At 65.3% G+C, this 14,708-nt stretch carries 17 protein-coding genes and 1 tRNA gene; 4 read left to right on the forward strand and 14 right to left on the reverse strand.

All coding sequences use genetic code 11. The features are described 5' to 3' along the window. Position 1 precedes the first annotated feature (1 nt). Positions 2-730, forward strand: coding sequence for a hypothetical protein (locus tag NKI22_RS14425; RefSeq protein ID WP_023720772.1), 729 nt, complete (start codon positions 2-4; stop codon positions 728-730). On the opposite strand, the gene NKI22_RS14430 is transcribed toward NKI22_RS14425, so the two are convergent. The 4 genes from NKI22_RS14430 to NKI22_RS14445 form a co-directional block, all read right to left on the reverse strand. After that, a complete protein-coding gene (locus NKI22_RS14430; RefSeq protein WP_023720771.1) occupies positions 727-969 on the reverse strand; it encodes a hypothetical protein in 243 nt (80 codons plus the stop codon). The two genes, NKI22_RS14425 and NKI22_RS14430, sit on opposite strands and share 4 nt — an antisense overlap. 113 nt (positions 970-1,082) lie before the next feature. Further along, positions 1,083-2,300 carry an ABC transporter permease gene (locus NKI22_RS14435; protein WP_352814665.1) on the reverse strand — a complete coding sequence of 406 codons (1,218 nt, stop codon included), beginning with the start codon at positions 2,298-2,300 and terminating at the stop codon, positions 1,083-1,085. Between the two features lie 2 nt (positions 2,301-2,302). After that, positions 2,303-3,010 carry an ABC transporter ATP-binding protein gene (locus NKI22_RS14440; RefSeq protein WP_352814664.1) on the reverse strand — a complete coding sequence of 236 codons (708 nt, stop codon included), beginning with the start codon at positions 3,008-3,010 and terminating at the stop codon, positions 2,303-2,305. A gap of 2 nt (positions 3,011-3,012) precedes the next feature. Continuing rightward, entirely contained in the window at positions 3,013-4,305 is a 1,293-nt protein-coding gene (locus tag NKI22_RS14445) for an efflux RND transporter periplasmic adaptor subunit (protein ID WP_352814663.1), read from the reverse strand. A gap of 111 nt (positions 4,306-4,416) precedes the next feature. Here NKI22_RS14445 and NKI22_RS14450 point away from each other — a divergent pair, with 111 nt between their 5' ends. Together NKI22_RS14450 and NKI22_RS14455 are read left to right on the forward strand one after the other, a co-directional pair. Next, positions 4,417-5,322: a PhzF family phenazine biosynthesis protein gene (locus NKI22_RS14450; protein WP_352639664.1), complete on the forward strand. Its 906-nt coding sequence runs from the start codon at positions 4,417-4,419 to the stop codon at positions 5,320-5,322. A gap of 105 nt (positions 5,323-5,427) precedes the next feature. Beyond that, a tRNA-Lys gene (locus tag NKI22_RS14455) sits at positions 5,428-5,503 on the forward strand. A gap of 386 nt (positions 5,504-5,889) precedes the next feature. Here the strand turns inward: NKI22_RS14455 and NKI22_RS14460 are convergent. From NKI22_RS14460 to cbiE, 8 genes are read right to left on the reverse strand one after another with little or no spacing between them, the layout of a single operon-like run. Further along, positions 5,890-6,342, reverse strand: coding sequence for a hypothetical protein (locus tag NKI22_RS14460; protein ID WP_352639644.1), 453 nt, complete (start codon positions 6,340-6,342; stop codon positions 5,890-5,892). A gap of 16 nt (positions 6,343-6,358) precedes the next feature. Then, positions 6,359-7,369: a nicotinate-nucleotide--dimethylbenzimidazole phosphoribosyltransferase gene (gene cobT, locus NKI22_RS14465; protein ID WP_352814662.1), complete on the reverse strand. Its 1,011-nt coding sequence runs from the start codon at positions 7,367-7,369 to the stop codon at positions 6,359-6,361. 24 nt (positions 7,370-7,393) lie between these two features. Then, positions 7,394-8,155, reverse strand: a complete 762-nt coding sequence (gene cobS, locus NKI22_RS14470; RefSeq protein WP_352639640.1) for an adenosylcobinamide-GDP ribazoletransferase — start codon at positions 8,153-8,155, stop codon at positions 7,394-7,396. Then, positions 8,152-9,465, reverse strand: coding sequence for a cobyrinic acid a,c-diamide synthase CobB (locus tag NKI22_RS14475; RefSeq protein WP_023720764.1), 1,314 nt, complete (start codon positions 9,463-9,465; stop codon positions 8,152-8,154). The genes cobS and NKI22_RS14475 overlap by 4 nt, the downstream gene beginning before the upstream one ends. Further along, positions 9,462-10,268 carry a uroporphyrinogen-III C-methyltransferase gene (gene cobA, locus NKI22_RS14480; protein WP_023720763.1) on the reverse strand — a complete coding sequence of 269 codons (807 nt, stop codon included), beginning with the start codon at positions 10,266-10,268 and terminating at the stop codon, positions 9,462-9,464. Before cobA ends, NKI22_RS14475 begins: the two co-directional genes overlap by 4 nt. Next, entirely contained in the window at positions 10,265-11,029 is a 765-nt protein-coding gene (cobM, locus tag NKI22_RS14485) for a precorrin-4 C(11)-methyltransferase (protein WP_352639638.1), read from the reverse strand. The genes cobA and cobM overlap by 4 nt, the downstream gene beginning before the upstream one ends. Then, complete coding sequence (locus NKI22_RS14490) at positions 11,026-11,406, reverse strand: cobalamin biosynthesis protein (RefSeq protein ID WP_023720761.1); 381 nt, start codon at positions 11,404-11,406, stop codon at positions 11,026-11,028. Before NKI22_RS14490 ends, cobM begins: the two co-directional genes overlap by 4 nt. Next, positions 11,403-12,644 carry a precorrin-6y C5,15-methyltransferase (decarboxylating) subunit CbiE gene (gene cbiE / locus NKI22_RS14495; protein ID WP_352483035.1) on the reverse strand — a complete coding sequence of 414 codons (1,242 nt, stop codon included), beginning with the start codon at positions 12,642-12,644 and terminating at the stop codon, positions 11,403-11,405. The genes NKI22_RS14490 and cbiE overlap by 4 nt, the downstream gene beginning before the upstream one ends. Before the next feature lies 1 nt (position 12,645). Here cbiE and NKI22_RS14500 point away from each other — a divergent pair, with 1 nt between their 5' ends. Further along, positions 12,646-13,428: a cobalt-precorrin-6A reductase gene (locus NKI22_RS14500; protein ID WP_023720759.1), complete on the forward strand. Its 783-nt coding sequence runs from the start codon at positions 12,646-12,648 to the stop codon at positions 13,426-13,428. On the opposite strand, the gene NKI22_RS14505 is transcribed toward NKI22_RS14500, so the two are convergent. Further along, entirely contained in the window at positions 13,392-14,156 is a 765-nt protein-coding gene (locus tag NKI22_RS14505; RefSeq protein ID WP_352639635.1) for a precorrin-3B C(17)-methyltransferase, read from the reverse strand. The genes NKI22_RS14500 and NKI22_RS14505 overlap by 37 nt on opposite strands. Beyond that, positions 14,153-14,708, reverse strand: a 556-nt coding sequence (locus NKI22_RS14510) for a precorrin-2 C(20)-methyltransferase (protein ID WP_352958525.1), incomplete at its 5' end; no start/stop codon positions are given. The genes NKI22_RS14505 and NKI22_RS14510, both read right to left, overlap by 4 nt.

A 14,708-nucleotide genomic window follows, 5' to 3' on the forward strand; every position in this document is an offset into this window, starting at 1 on the left:
CGTGAGTTTCGACCTGCCGCGCAACGTCATCCTGCCGGTCGATGCCATCGACGTCAGGCTCGATCCCGGCCCACATCCGTTCGAGCGCGATAATGCCGAGGCGATCGCCGCAAACTGGCGGCGTGAGACCGCAGCCAAGCCGGCGCTTTTTGACGGCACCGTGGTGCTGCTTTCCGCTCTCAGCTATCGCGACAATCGCCTCGTCGGCCGCTGCCATGCGGTGCGTTATTCGACCTTCATGCTTTGGCGCAGCAATAGGCAGGTGCCTGGCGCCGAACATGCCTACGCGCACGCCATGCTGGTCGCCGGCGACAACGCGTTGGTGGCGATCCGCATGGCGCCGCATACGGTCAATGCCGGGCGCGTCTACTTCGCCGCCGGTTCGTTCGAGCCAACCGATTTCCACGACGGCCTTGTCGACGTCGACTTCAACATGATCCGCGAGGTGCGGGAAGAGACCGGCCTCGACCTATCAGGTGCGGCACGCGGCAGGCACCATTACGCCCTGTCGACGGCAAGCGGCACGGTGATCTTTCGCCGCTACCGCGAGACGGCCTCCGCCGACGACCTGGCACAGCGGATCAGCGCTTTCGTCGCCGCCGAGTCAGAGCCTGAAATCGAAGGCCCCGTCATCATCCGCAATGCCGCCGATCTGCCGGACGGGCTGATGCCGCATATGAGACCGCTGATCGAATGGCACTTTGCGAGCGAGCAAGGCTTCCGACTCTAACGTCGTAGCCTGCCTTCAATAGCCTTGCGGTCGTTGCGGGCGGCGACAAAATACAACAGCACGCCGAGACCCAGGAGCGCCCCCATCGCCGTTCCCATCGTCTGCCCAATTACCTGCTGGAAGTCAGCGGTGACGCGATCGGGATTCTCCATCCCATAAAGGATCAAATTCCACCAAAGCCCTGCCAAGGCGGCTTCGACGATCACAATCGCCAGAGCCAGTCGCGCTTTCTTGCTCATCCATTGTTCCCCCTTAGTCCCCAACAGCATTGTTATCATTGCAGAATGTGCTGCGACAAGGGCAGGTTGCATAAAAAATCGGCAGCGTCTGGAGGCGACACTTGCTGCAACGCCTACTCATGTCTCAGCGCGTCGATCGGGTTAAGCCGCGCGCCGCGCAGCGCCGGGAAGAAGCCGAACACCATTCCGATCAGCGCGGAGAAGCCGACCGCAAGCAGGATGACCGCCGGGCTTGGCGCAAACGGGATCGTCAGCGTCAGCGAGGCAAGGCCGGCAAGCGCCAGGCCGATCAGGATGCCGATGATGCCGCCAAGCAGCGACAGCACGGTTGCCTCGACCAGGAACTGGATGAGGATATGCTTTTCGTGGGCGCCGATGGCGAGCCTGATGCCGATCTCGCGCGTGCGCTCGGTTACCGACACCAGCATGATGTTCATGATGCCGATGCCGCCGACGAGCAGGCTGACGCCGGCGACGGCGCCGAGCATGCCAGTCATGGTGGTGGTCGCGCTGGCCATGGCATCGGCGATCTGGGTCATGTCGCGGATCGAGAAATCATCGTCACGGTCGGGCGTGATGCGGCGTGTGTCGCGCAAGATGTCCTCGACGCGCTGCTGCAGCACCGTGGTCAGCGTACGGTCGTCGGCGGCGACATAGATCGAGTCGATGTCGCGATTACCGGCAATGCGACGCTGATAGGCGGCAAGCGGCATCAGCACGACATTGTCCTGGTCCTGGCCGAAGCCGGTATAGCCCTTTGGTTCGAGCAGGCCGATGATCTTGCAGGAGGTGCGGTTGACGCGGATGATCTCGCCTTCGGGATCGCCGGCGCCGAAGAACTGCTGGCGCACCGTCTCGCCGATGAGGCAGACGCCGGTGCCGGAGCGGGTTTCCGAATCGCTGAAGGGGCGGCCCGAGACCAGCTTCCAGTCGCGGGCATCGAGATAGGCGCTGTCGGTGCCGGTGACGCCCGAGGTCAGGCTTTCGGTGCCAAAAATGACGCGCACCTGCTTTTGCGACGCCGGCGAGATGGCGCGCGCGCCGTCCAGGTGCGCGACAAGCGCGGCGAAGTCCTTGTCGGCAAGAGGCCGGACCACCTGGTCGAGCCCTCCCGGGCCGCCGGGTCCGGCCGGCCGGCCGGAACGAATGACGAGCAGGTTGCTGCCGAGCTTGGAAATGTCGGACTTGACCTTCTCGGTGGTGCCCGAGCCGATGGTCAGCATGGCGATAACGGCGGCGACGCCGATGACGATGCCGAGCAACGTCAGGAACGAGCGCAGCACGTTGCGGCGGATGGAGCGGAGCGAGAGGCGAACGGTTTCCCAGATCATGGCTAGGCCATCTCGAGATTGGCTGTGTCCGAGGCGACATGGCCATCGAGGAAACGGATCGTGCGCTGCGCATAGCCGGCAACATCGGCTTCGTGCGTGACCATCGCGATGGTCAGGCCGAGCTCGGTATTCAACTGCGTCAGGAGCTCCATGATCTCGTGCGTGCGGGCGGTGTCGAGATTGCCGGTCGGTTCGTCGGCGACGAGCAGCGTCGGCCTGGTGACGATGGCGCGCGCGATCGCCACGCGCTGCTGCTGGCCGCCGGACAGCTCGGCCGGCGTATGATGCTCGCGGCCGATAAGGCCGACCTCGGCAAGTGCCTGCATGGCCAGGCCGCGGCGCTCGCGGGCACCGACGCCGCGATAGATCAGCGGCAGTTCGACATTCTCGGCCGCCGTGGTGCGCGGCAACAGATTATAGCCCTGGAAAACGAAGCCGACATAAAGATTGCGCAGCTGAGCACGGCGGTTGCGGTCGAGACGGCCGGCGTCGATGTCTTCGAAGCTGTAGGTCCCGGCCGTCGGCGTGTCGAGGCAGCCAATGATGTTCATGGCCGTCGATTTGCCCGAGCCGGACGGGCCCATGATGGCGACGAATTCGCCGCGCCTGATGGCGAGGTCGACGCCGGCCAGCGCATGCACCCGGGCTTCGCCCTGGCCATAGCTTTTGCAGACCTTGTCGAAGCCGATGAGGGTCGCGCCGGATGCCACGATCAGCTCCTCTGCTGCGAGGCGGTAATGACTTGCGCGCCTTCCTCGAGGCCGGAAACGATCTCGGTCAGTTCGCCATCTGTCGAGCCGACCTTGACGTTGACCGGATGCGGCCGCCCATTCTCCAGCACGTAGAGCGTGCGCGAGCCGTCGGTGGGCTTCGTCGCCGCCTGGCGCTGGCGGTTGCCTCCGGGGCGTCCCATGCGGCCAGTGAACAGGTCGGTGAGGCTCCAACCGCGCTCCGCCGTCTGCGCCGGCCGGTAGCGGAAGGCGATGGACGGCACGGTTAGCACGTTTTTGGCCTGCTTGGTGACGACCGAGACGGTGGCGGTCATGCCGGGCCGCAACAGAAGCTCGCTGTTGTCGACATCCAGCCTTGCATCGTAAGTGACGACGCCGTCGGTAGTGACCGAGGCATAGGAAATGTCGCGGATTTCGGCGTCGAATGGCCGTTCAGGGAAGGCATCGACGGTGAAGCGCGCATGCTGGCCGGGTTTGACGGCGCCGATATCAGCCTCGTCGACTGCGGCCTTCAGCTCCATGTTCTTCAGATCCGCTGCGATGACGAACAGCACCGGAGCCTGCAGCGACGAGGCGACCGTCTGGCCGGGATCGACCGAGCGCGTCAATATGATGCCGTCGATGGGAGCGTAGATGGTGCTCTTGGCAAGATCCGTCTGCTGCGCCTTGAGATCGGCATTGGCCATGGCGAGGTTGGCTCTGGCGATATCGAGCGCCGCCTTCGAGCGGTCGCGCGTGGCGGTTGCCGCTTCAAGCGACTGGTCCGTCGCCATGCCGCGCTTGGTCAATTGCGCCGCGCGCACCAGGCCCTTTTCGTTTTCGGCCAGGGTCACGGTGGCGTCCTCGACGCTCGCCGCCGCCGCCTTGGCGGAGGCCTGGGCGCGCTCGATCTGGACCTCCAGCTTGGCAGTGTCGAGCGCGGCCAGCACATCGCCCTTCTTCACCAGCTGGTTCTCGTTGACCGAGACCGAGCGGACGACGCCGGAGAGTTCGCTGGAAATATCGACCTGGGTGAGGGGCTGCAGCGTGCCAGTAGCCGAAACCGCGACGGTAAGATCGGCCGTGGCAGCCAGTGTCGTGGTATACTCGATCTTGGCGGGCGAGCCCGCGTACCACTCATAGCCGGCAAAAGCCGCGGCGACGGCAAGCAGTGCGAACACTGCGTAAAGCCAACCGCGACGGCGTTTTGTCTTCAGGCCCTGGTGGTCAAGCCCGAGCGCCGTCTCGATGGCGGAAGTGGAATCCGTCTTTGGCAGATTGACAATCTGGTCCACGCCGGACCCCTATGTTCAGTGATGTCCCATCAGTGCACAAATCAGGCCTAATGGTTCAAAATTCAAATTAAATTTCGCTCATGTTGGGAATGAGGCAGAGGACTTACTGAAATGCAGAAGCGGAATTACTTGCTTTACGACGTATTCACCACCACCCGGCTGGCCGGCAATCCGCTGGCCGTGGTACTCGACTGCGACGGGCTGGACGTTGCGGCGATGCAGGCGGTGGCGCGCGAGTTCAACCTGTCCGAAACCGTCTTCGTGCTGCCGCCCGACAACCCGAAGCACCGGGCCCGCATCCGAATCTTCACGCCTGACTATGAAATGCCGTTCGCCGGCCACCCAACTGTCGGCTCGGCGATAGCGCTCGCCGAAATGGCGGGAGAGGCCGCCGGCATCTTCGTGCTCGAGGAGAATATCGGGCCGGTGCGCTGCGCTGTCAGCAAGCACGATGGTTCGACCTTCGCCGAGTTCGACCTGGCAAAACTGCCGGCGCAGCTGGAATTGTCGGCCGATCCCGAGGCCATCGGCGCGGCCCTTGGCCTTGGGCCGCACGAGATCGGCTTCGAGAACCACCGCGTTTCATTCTGGTCGGCGGGCGTGCCCTACGTGACCATCCCCGTCGCTAATCTGGAGGCGGCTGCCCGGATCAGGCTGGACAACCAGGCGTGGTCGGAACTGGCACCACGCAAAAGCGAATGGGCCTTCGCCAGCCCCTATGTCTATTGCCGTGAGACGGTGCACCACGACAGTGCCTTCCATGTCCGCATGATGGTGCCCGGCAATCCGTCCTACGAAGACCCGGCGACCGGCTCGGCGGCGGCCGCGTTCGCCGGCGCGATCATGCATTTCGACGGCCCGACCGACGGCGTTTCACAACTGTGGATCGAGCAGGGGCTGGAGATGGGCCGGCCTTCGCGCATTCGCCTCGAACTGAATGTCGAAGGTGGCAAACTGACGGCCGCCCGCATCGGCGGCCATGCGGTCAAGGCGGCGGAAGGCAGGCTTTTCATCTGACCATGTGCGGCACTTGGGCAATTTGTCGGTAAATGAATCGGCAGGGCTGGACATGGCGGATGTCGGCGGCTATATGCCCGCCAACGCCGGTTTTTCCGGCCGAGTGGGTGCGTAGCTCAGTTGGTAGAGCAGCTGACTCTTAATCAGCGGGTCCACAGTTCAATCCTGTGCGCACCCACCAAAAATCTCCAGGATTTGGTGGAAAGACCTTAACGAGCCGCGGCGCGAGACGGCGTTTTGCCGTCGCACATGTCCGCCAGCGGCTGGTCGACTCGCCCGACTATTGGATAGTGGGCCTCAGATAGGTCAGGATTGCTCGCGTTATGGCTATCACGCGGTCGACGTTATCGAAGTTTGTTTTGCTTTTGCCAGCGATCCATTCGAGTTCAGGATGCCTGGGCAGTCGAAGTGCATGGCATAGCGCCTCGCCCGAGAGACCGCCCAGTCCAAAGGATGTAGGTTCATCGTCTGCGTAGTAAGGGAAGCGAAAATCCAGCCGGATCGGCCCACCATATCCAAGCTTTAGTTTCATCCCGACTAGAACCTCGTGGCCAAAAGCATCTTCCATCATGCCCCTAAAGCTGAGGTCACGAAGAAAATAATCGTGTGACGGTCTATCCAGCCCCATGGAACTCCACAGTCTCCACGTGTGTGCTTTAACTCCTTGTAATTCGTAAGTTTTCTGATCTCGGGGGTGAGGCGCGTGGGCGGATCCGCGTAGCCGGTCTCTTCTCTCCACTCCTCAGCCGCGTTGCGAAAACCCTCAAAAATCCGGACGGTTTCTGGATCCGCGGGTTCCTTGGAAAAGTAGGAAATCCGCTTTTGAGAAATCATCTTGCATAGGTCCTCGACCGAATGGCCTGATCGTTCAGCCCAATCCTCCGTGGCCAACATCCATGGTGAACTGTATGTGAGCCCCGCAAAGGCCCCAGCCTTCCGATCGAAATCGCGGACAATTCGCGCATAGATTTCGCGAATGCCATGCTTCGGGTCACGAAAAGGATATAGCGGTTCATTCATCGCAGCCGTCTGGTCCTTACTTCTCCGAAACACCAGCCTCGGCAAAACTTGCCATGCGGACATGGCATTCCAATGCCGAGCGGACGATGTTGACCGCCAGGCAGGCGCCGGAGCCTTCGCCGAGACGCATGCCGAGATCGAGCAGGGGCGGCAGGCCGAGCGCCTCCAACAGGCGGCGGTGGCCGGACTCGGCCGATACGTGAGCGGCCATGGTGTGGGCAAGGCCGGCGGGATGCAGCGCTGCCAAGGGTGCTGCGGCGGCGGTGCAGACGAAGCCGTCGAGCAGCACCGGCACGCCCAGGTGGCGCGCCGCCAACGTTGCGCCCAAGATCGCCGCAAGCTCGCGGCCGCCGAGGGTGGCCGCTAGCTTCAGCGGATCGGCCAGCGCCGTGGCGTGGCGCTTGAGGCCGGCCTCGATGGCGACGATCTTTCGCACAAGGCCGGCATCGTCGACGCCGGTGCCACGCCCGGTCCATCTTTCCGCTCCGCCGCCGAACAGAGCGGTCGAGATGGCCGCCGCCGGCGTGGTGTTGCCGATACCCATTTCGCCGAAGCAGACAAGGTCGAGTTCCCTGCTGATCGCGTCGTAGCCTGCCGAGACGGCGGCGAGGAAGGCCTCGTCGTCCATCGCCGCGTCTTGCGTGAAATCGCCGGTCGGACGGTCGAGGTCGAGCGGGATAACATCGAGATCGGCGCCGGCGATGCGGGCAAGCTGGTTGATGGCGGCGCCGCCGCCGGCGAAATTCGCCACCATCTGCACGGTGACTTCCGACGGGAAGGCCGACACGCCTTGCGTGGTGACGGCGTGGTTGCCGGCGAAGACGAAGACCTTGACGCGGTCGAGCTTTGGCATGTCGCGGCCCTGCCAGCGCGCCAGCCAGGCGGCTATCGTCTCCAGTCGGCCGAGGCTGCCTTGCGGCTTGGTCAGCGTGTCCTGACGGCGGGCGACGGCATTGGCCGCGGTGTCGCTGCCGTTGGGCAGGTCAAGGCAGGCGGCGCGCAGTTCATCGAGCGATTTGAAAGGCATGGGGACAAAATCTCCGAAACAGAGTCAGGAAAGGGAAACGGAAGCGACGATCAGGATTGCGATCTCGCCGAGCTGCTGGAGGGCACCGACAGTGTCGCCGGTCTGGCCGCCGATCTGGCTGATGCACAGCGCGCGGAAGGCGGCAAACAAAAGCGCAAGCAGGATGAGCGCGAAGATAGCAGCGCCGAACCCAAGCGCCAGCAGCGCGACCGCACCGAGTACGGCACCGATGCCAGCGGTCTCAGTCGTAACCAAGCCTGCTTCGGCCGAGAGGCCGTCGCTGCGAGCCGGCGGCAAAAGGTGCATGAAGGCGCCGAGCAGGCCGCGCGAAGCGGCATGCGCGGCTATGAGGGCCCAGAACACGTAGACCGGGCCGGCGAGTTCGGCGAGCACGGTCCAGCGGATCAGCAGCGAGACAGCAAGTGCACAAGCGCCGTAGGCACCGATGCGGCTGTCGCGCATGATCTCCAGCTTTCTGTCGCGTGTCTTGCCGCCGCCAAAACCGTCGGCGACATCCGAAAGCCCGTCCTCATGCAGACAGCCGGTGGCGAGCAAGATCGCGGCAAGGGTCAATGCGGCGGCAGACCCTCCGGCCAGGCCGAGCCTTGTCCCGATGGCGTAGACCAGCGCACCGGCCAGAGCGACGGCGAGGCCGGCCACGGGCGCCGCCCAGATCGCGGCAGCAAGGCTACGGACGCGGAAGTCGGTTCTCGGCAGCGGCAGCCGGGTGAAGAAGACGAGGCAAAGCGCGATGTCCTCGAAAATCTGCCGTTGCGAGGCCTTCATCCACCCCTCGCAATGGCATGGAAGAAGGTGCCGCTGACATGGCCGCGCCGGTAGCCGGAGGCGCCGAGCGGATTGCCTTGCCCATCGGCGAGGTCGGCCAGCGGCTCGTCATTGCCGGTCGCGATCATCTGCGCATAATGGAATTCGTGGCCGCGGATCAGCGTGCCGTGGCTGCCGAGCGGGCACCCGGAACGCAGCCGCGCCTCGCGGTAGCCGAGATTCATCTTGCGCTTGGCGAAGCTGGTCGAATGACCGAGCAGGCCAAGCATTCGATGCGTCTCGCCCGACGCGTCCTCGAGCGCCTCGCCGAGCACCATGAAGCCGCCGCACTCACCATGCACCGGCCGCGTAGCGGCGAACCGCGCCATGCCGGCTCTGAAATTCGCCGCGGCGGCGAGGCGACCGGCGTGAAGCTCGGGATAGCCGCCGGGCAGCCAACAGACATCGCAATTGTCGCCTGGTGCTTCGTCGGCGAGTGGCGAGAAGGGAATAATCTCGGCGCCGGCCTTGCGCCAATGCATGGCGACATGCGGATAGAGGAAGCTGAAGGCGGCGTCCTCGGCAAGTGCAATGCGCTGGCCGGGGGGCGGCAGCGCGTCGCCGAAATTGCCCGGCGCGGGCGTGAATGGCGCCGCCAGCGCCATGATGGCGTCGAGGTCGAGCGAGCGCTCGACCATGTCGGCCAGCCGGTCGAGGTGCGCCATCAGATTCTCATATTCGCCGGCCTGGACGAGGCCGAGATGGCGTTCGGGCAGGTTGAGCGAGGGATCGCGCAAGATAGCGCCGACGACAGGCAGCCCGAGTGCCTCGATGGCATCGCCGCATAGCCGGCCGTGGCGCTCGCTGCCGAGCCGGTTGAGCACGACCCCCGCCATGCGCACATCCGGATCGTAGGTGGCAAAACCCTTGGCGACGGCCGCTGCCGTGGTCGACTGGCCGGAAACGTCGAGCACCAGCAGCACCGGCAGGCCGTAGAGCCGGGCAAGGTCGGCAGCCGAGCCGGACCGTCCTGGAGCAGCCGGAATCCCGTCGAACAGGCCCATGGCGCTTTCGAGAAAGATAAATTCGGCATCCTCGTTCGCTTCACCAGCCAGCGCGTTGAGCAGGGCAGGCGGCATTGCCCAACTGTCGAGATTGACGCCGGACAGGCCGGTGGCTGCGGCGTGGAAGCCGGGATCGATATAGTCCGGGCCGGATTTGGCGCCGCGCACCTTCAGGCCGCGCCGGGCGAGCGCGCGCAGAATGCCGATGGTGACGCTGGTTTTGCCCGAGCCCGAGCGCGGCGCGCCGATGATGATGGCGCGGGTCATGACTCACCCGCCAATGCCGCGCGCATCGCGACGATGCCGCCAACGACGATCAGCGCCGGCGAGGTCAGACCGGCGGCCGCTGCCTCTTCCGCAATGGTGGCGAGCGTGGCGACGACGATCCGTTCCTGCGGTGTCGTCGCAGCGACAATTACCGCGGCGGGCGTCGAAGGCGCCAGCGCGCCCTCAAGCAGCGAGGCGGCGATCAGCGGCAGATTGGCCATGCCCATATAGATGACCACCGGCTGGCCGGTACGGGCGATGGCCGCCCAGTCGAGATCGTCATCGGTGCCGGCGGCGTGACCGGTCGCCAGGATCAGCGCCTTGTTGATGCCGCGCATGGTGCCGGGAATGCCGGTGGCGGCCAGCGCGCTGAGGCCGGACGTCAGGCCAGGCAGGATGTGGAACGGGATGGTTTCCCCGGCCAGCGCCAGCGCCTCTTCGCCGCCACGCCCGAAAATATAGGGGTCGCCGCCCTTCAGCCTGACGACGCGCCGGCCCTCGCGCGCCAGCCGGACCAGCAGAGCGGTGATGTCGTCCTGCTTCATCGATGGTTTGCCACCGCGCTTGCCGGCATAGAACAGTTCCGCGCCCTCGGCGACGGCGACGACTTCGGGCGAGACCAGCGCGTCATAAACCAGCGCGTCGCACTGTCCGAGGGCGGCCAGCACTTCCAGCGTCAGGCAGCCGGGATCGCCAGGGCCGGCGCCGGCCAGCCAGACATGTCCGGGCTCCAGCTGGCGCGGCTTGAAGTTCAGCCGGGTGAGCGCCTGCTCGACAGTAGTGTTTCTATTGCTGCCGCTCACGATCCGTCTCGTCCGCGAAAACGCCGCTGGTAGTGGGCGTCGTAAAGTGAACTTTCACTAAAATCTTCCGCCGCCAGCGAGCGGCCGACGAAGATGATCGCCGTGCGTTCCATAGGATCCGCGCCTAGCTGCGCCTCAATGGTCGCCAGCGTGCCGGTCAACACCCGCTCGTCCGGCCAGGAGGCGCGGAAGACGATCGCGACTGGGCAGTCGGCGCCGTAGTAGGGCGTCAGCTCGGCGACGACGCGGTCGACAGCGTGGATGGCGAGGTGGATGGCGAGCGTGGCGCCGGTGCGGCCGAAGCCGGCCAGTGTTTCTCCGGGCGGCATTTTCGAGGCGCGGCCGGAGATGCGGGTCAGCACCAGGCTTTGCGCGACTTCCGGAATGGTCAGCTCGCGGCGCAGCGCGGCGGCCGCGGCGGCAAAAGACGGCACGCCCGGCGTCAGCGTGTAAGGGATGCCGTGCTTTTCCAGCCGGCGGATCTGCTCGGCAACGGCGCTCCACACGGAAAGGTCGCCTGAATGGAGGCGGGTGACATCATGGCCGGCCGCGTGGGCTGCCAGATATTCGGCCTCGATCTCGTCGAGTGACATCGGCGCGGTGTCGATCAACATCGTTCCGGGCGCGCAGTGCTGCAACAGCTCCGGCGCGACGATCGATCCGGCATAGAGGCAGACGGGACAACTGCCGAGCAGACGGCTCCCGCGCAAGGTGATCAGATCGGCGGCACCCGGGCCGGCGCCGATGAAATGGACGGTCATACCGCATCTCCGCTGATGGCGATGGCGCAGGTGACAGCACCGAGCACGGTGCGTGGTCCGAGCAGTTTTGCGCCTTTGCCGGCGGCGGCAAGCGCGGAGGCTTCGGAAACCGACGGCGTGCCGGCGTGCTCCTGTGATAGGTTGGAGTGGCTGGTTGTAGATGCAGCTTTAAGTTCGTCCTGCTCGACAACGATCACCGGAAGGCGGAGTTCGCGTCCGGCGGCGAAGATTGCCGCTTCATCCTGCTTGAGAGACGCGGTCGCGAGCGCCGAAAGCGCGGGCAGGGCAAGCCCGTGCGCCTCCAGCGCGGTTTCTACCGCAGCAAGCACGTCGCGTGCGCTGACGCCTTTGCGGCTGCCGATGCCCGCGACCATCATGGCTTCACCCAGCTCCATTGGGTGACCGGCATAGCCGGCCGCCAAGCCTGCATCGAACCGACCGGCGAAGCACGGGATATGGCGATGCGGGTGAGCTCGCCGCCGAGCGCAGCGTGACGGGAAAGCAGCAGTGCCTCCATCTCCAGCGTCACCGCGTTGGCGACGAGGCGGCCGCCGGCGGGTAAGGCATCGATGGCTCTTTCCAGCACGCCGGCATCGCTGCCGCCGCCGCCGATGAAGATCGCCGCCGGCGTTTCCAGTCCGGCAAGAGCTTGCGGTGCCGAACCTTCAACGACGGCGAGACCGGGAACGCCGCAGGCCGCGGCGTTGTGTCGGATGCGCGCGGCGCGGGCCGGATCGGCTTCGACGGCGATGGCGCGCATGGAGGGATGCGCGAGCATCCATTCGACGCCGATGGAGCCGGAGCCGGCGCCAATGTCCCACAGCAGTTCGCCGCGCCTTGGCGCGAGAGCGGACAGGGTGACGGCGCGCACTTCGCGCTTGGTGATCTGGCCGTCGTGCTCGAACAAATGATCGGCAAGGCCCGATGTCAGCGGCAGGACGCGTGCTTGCGGGGTCGAATCAACTTCGATTGCGAGCACGTTGAGTGGGTTGATCTTTTCGAGGTCGAAAGCGCCGGCGTTCGCCGAGCGCAGCCTTTCGTTCTGCCCACCCAGCGCCTCCAGAACCGTCAACCGCGAGGCGCCGAAGCCGAGTTCGGTCATGAGACGGGCAATCGCTTCCGGTGCATCGCTATCCGAGGTCAGCGCCAGAATGCGGGTGCAAGGATGCAGCAACGGCCGGATCAGGTCGAGCGGGCGGCCATGCAGCGAAATGGTCTCGACGTCCTGTAGCGCCCAGCCCAAGCGTGAGGCGGCCAGCGAGAAGGCCGAGGGCGCGGGGATCACCCGCATATCCTCCGCCGCGACCTTGCGTGCGAGGGTGACGCCGACACCGTGGTAGAAGGGATCGCCGGAGGCCAGCACGCAGACGCGTCTGCCGGAGAGCGCCAGCACGTCGCGCATTTCGGCATCGAAAGGCGTCGGCCAGGCGCGCGCTTCACCTTTGGCGAGCGATGCGACGAGGGCCAGGTGGCGCTTGCCGCCGAAAACGAATTCGGCACCCGCGATCAACTGCTTGGCCTCGTCGCCGAGACCCGCTACACCGTCCTCGCCGATGCCGATGATCGTGAGCCATTTTGGAGTGAGCACGGCGGCGCGCGGACCTTCAGCAGGCATGATGACCCACCGCATTCTGATCCTCGGCGGAACCACCGAAGCCCGGCAGGTGGCCGGAATACTCTCGGTGCGCTCCGATCTCGCGATTACGCTGTCGCTGGCCGGCCGCACTGAAAACCCGGCCGCGCAAGGCGTGCCGGTGCGGGTTGGCGGCTTTGGTGGCGTCGACGGGCTGGCGTTGTATCTCCACGAGACGGACGTCGACCTGCTGATCGACGCCACGCATCCCTATGCGGCGCAGATCTCCGCCAATGCGGCGGAAGCAGCGCGCCGATCCGGCGTGCCGATCGTTGCGCTCAAGCGCCCAGGCTGGGAGCCTGCCGAAGGTGACCAGTGGACGCTGGTCGACGGTGTTACCAGCTCGGTGACGGCGCTGGGATCGGCGCAGCGCCGCGTGTTCCTGGCGCTCGGACGGCAGGAGATCACTGCCTTCGAGGCTGCACCCCAGCACCACTATCTCATCCGGAGCGTCGATCCGGTCGAACCAAGACTTACTGTGCCCGACGCGACCTATCTCTTGGCGCGCGGGCCGTTCCAGGAGCCGGACGAACACTCGCTGCTTCAAGAGCACCGCATCGATGTCGTCGTTTCCAAAAACAGCGGCGGCGAAGCGACCTACGGCAAGATCGCCGCAGCGCGGGCGCTCGGCATCGAGGTGGTCATGATCCGCAGGCCGGCGTTGCCGGACGTCACGTCGGCTGAGACGGTCGAATCTCTTGCCGCGATGGTCGATCATTTTCTGGTCGGTCATGTTCTTGGGCCCGCTGCCGACCGTGGCGTATAGACCAGCGCTGGCTTTTCACCGCGCTTGATGATCCGGGTTTCCGGCGAGCCGATGATGATGCAGGTGGCCATATCGGCCTTTTGCGCGTCGGCTTCCGCCAGCAAGAAAACTTCGATGCGCTCGTCGGGACGGCCGGCGGCGCGACCGAAGATCACCGGCGTGGTGCCGGGCAGGATCGCGGCAAGGCACTCGAAGGCGCGGCCAAGCTGCCAGGGGCGTGCCTTGCTGATCGGATTGTAGAGTGCGATGACGAAGCCGGCGCCCGCTGCCGCCAGCAGGCGCAGCTCGATCAAATCCCACGGCTTCAGATTGTCTGACAGCGAGATGGCGCAGAAATCATGGCCGAGCGGCGCGCCGATGCGGGCGGCGACGGCGAGCATGGCGGTGATGCCAGGCACGATGGCGATGTCGACCGCGCGCCACTCGACCGGCCCCGCCTCGATCGCCTCGCAGACGGCCGCCGCCATGGCGAAGACGCCGGGATCGCCGCCCGATACGACCGCGACATCGTGGCCTTCCGCAGCCTTCAGCAGCGCGTCCCTGGAGCGCGCTAGCTCCTCGCGATTGTCGGAAGCGACGCGAATCTGGTCGGGACGCAGATCAAGCCGGTCAAGATAAGGCTTGTAGCCGTAGAAGAATTTCGCCTCGGCGACGGCCCGGCTCGCTTCCGGCGTCACCTGGTCGGCGTTGCCAGGCCCCAGGCCGATGACGGTTAGGCGGCCGCTCATGCTTCGGCTCCCAATGCGCTTGGCCGCCCCGACCAGCCGGCGACCAGCACGATGGCGAAATAAGGCGCCTGGTCGTCCTTTTTGTCGGCGAGCCGCATCGAGACGCCGCCCGGCATGGTGCCGCGCTCGACATAGATGGCCCGTGCCAGCTTGTCGGTCGCCTCCAGCGCACGCCTGATCTTGGGCAAGTTGCGGCCGACCTTCATGATTACGGCGGCATCGGTGTCGGCGAGGCGGCGCGTCAGCTCGAATTCGCTCATCGTGCCCGGCAACACAGTCAGCACGTCGTCGCCCTGGACGATCGGTAGGCCGGTCGCCGACCAGCAGCCGGACATGGCGGTGACGCCGGGAATGACTTCGGTCGGAAAGCGATGCGCCAGCCTGACATGCAGATGCATGTAGGAGCCGTAGAAAAGCGGGTCGCCTTCCGAGAGCACCGCAACCATCCTGCCGGCGCTGAGGTGCTCGGCAACCTTTTCGGCCGACTGCTCGTAGAAATCGGTGATCTGCGAGCGGTAGTCGCCGTGGTCCTTGTCGATCTCGGTGGTCACC

It is taken from the genome of Mesorhizobium sp. M0778, assembly GCF_040320105.1.
Taxonomy (GTDB): Bacteria; Pseudomonadota; Alphaproteobacteria; order Rhizobiales; family Rhizobiaceae; genus Mesorhizobium.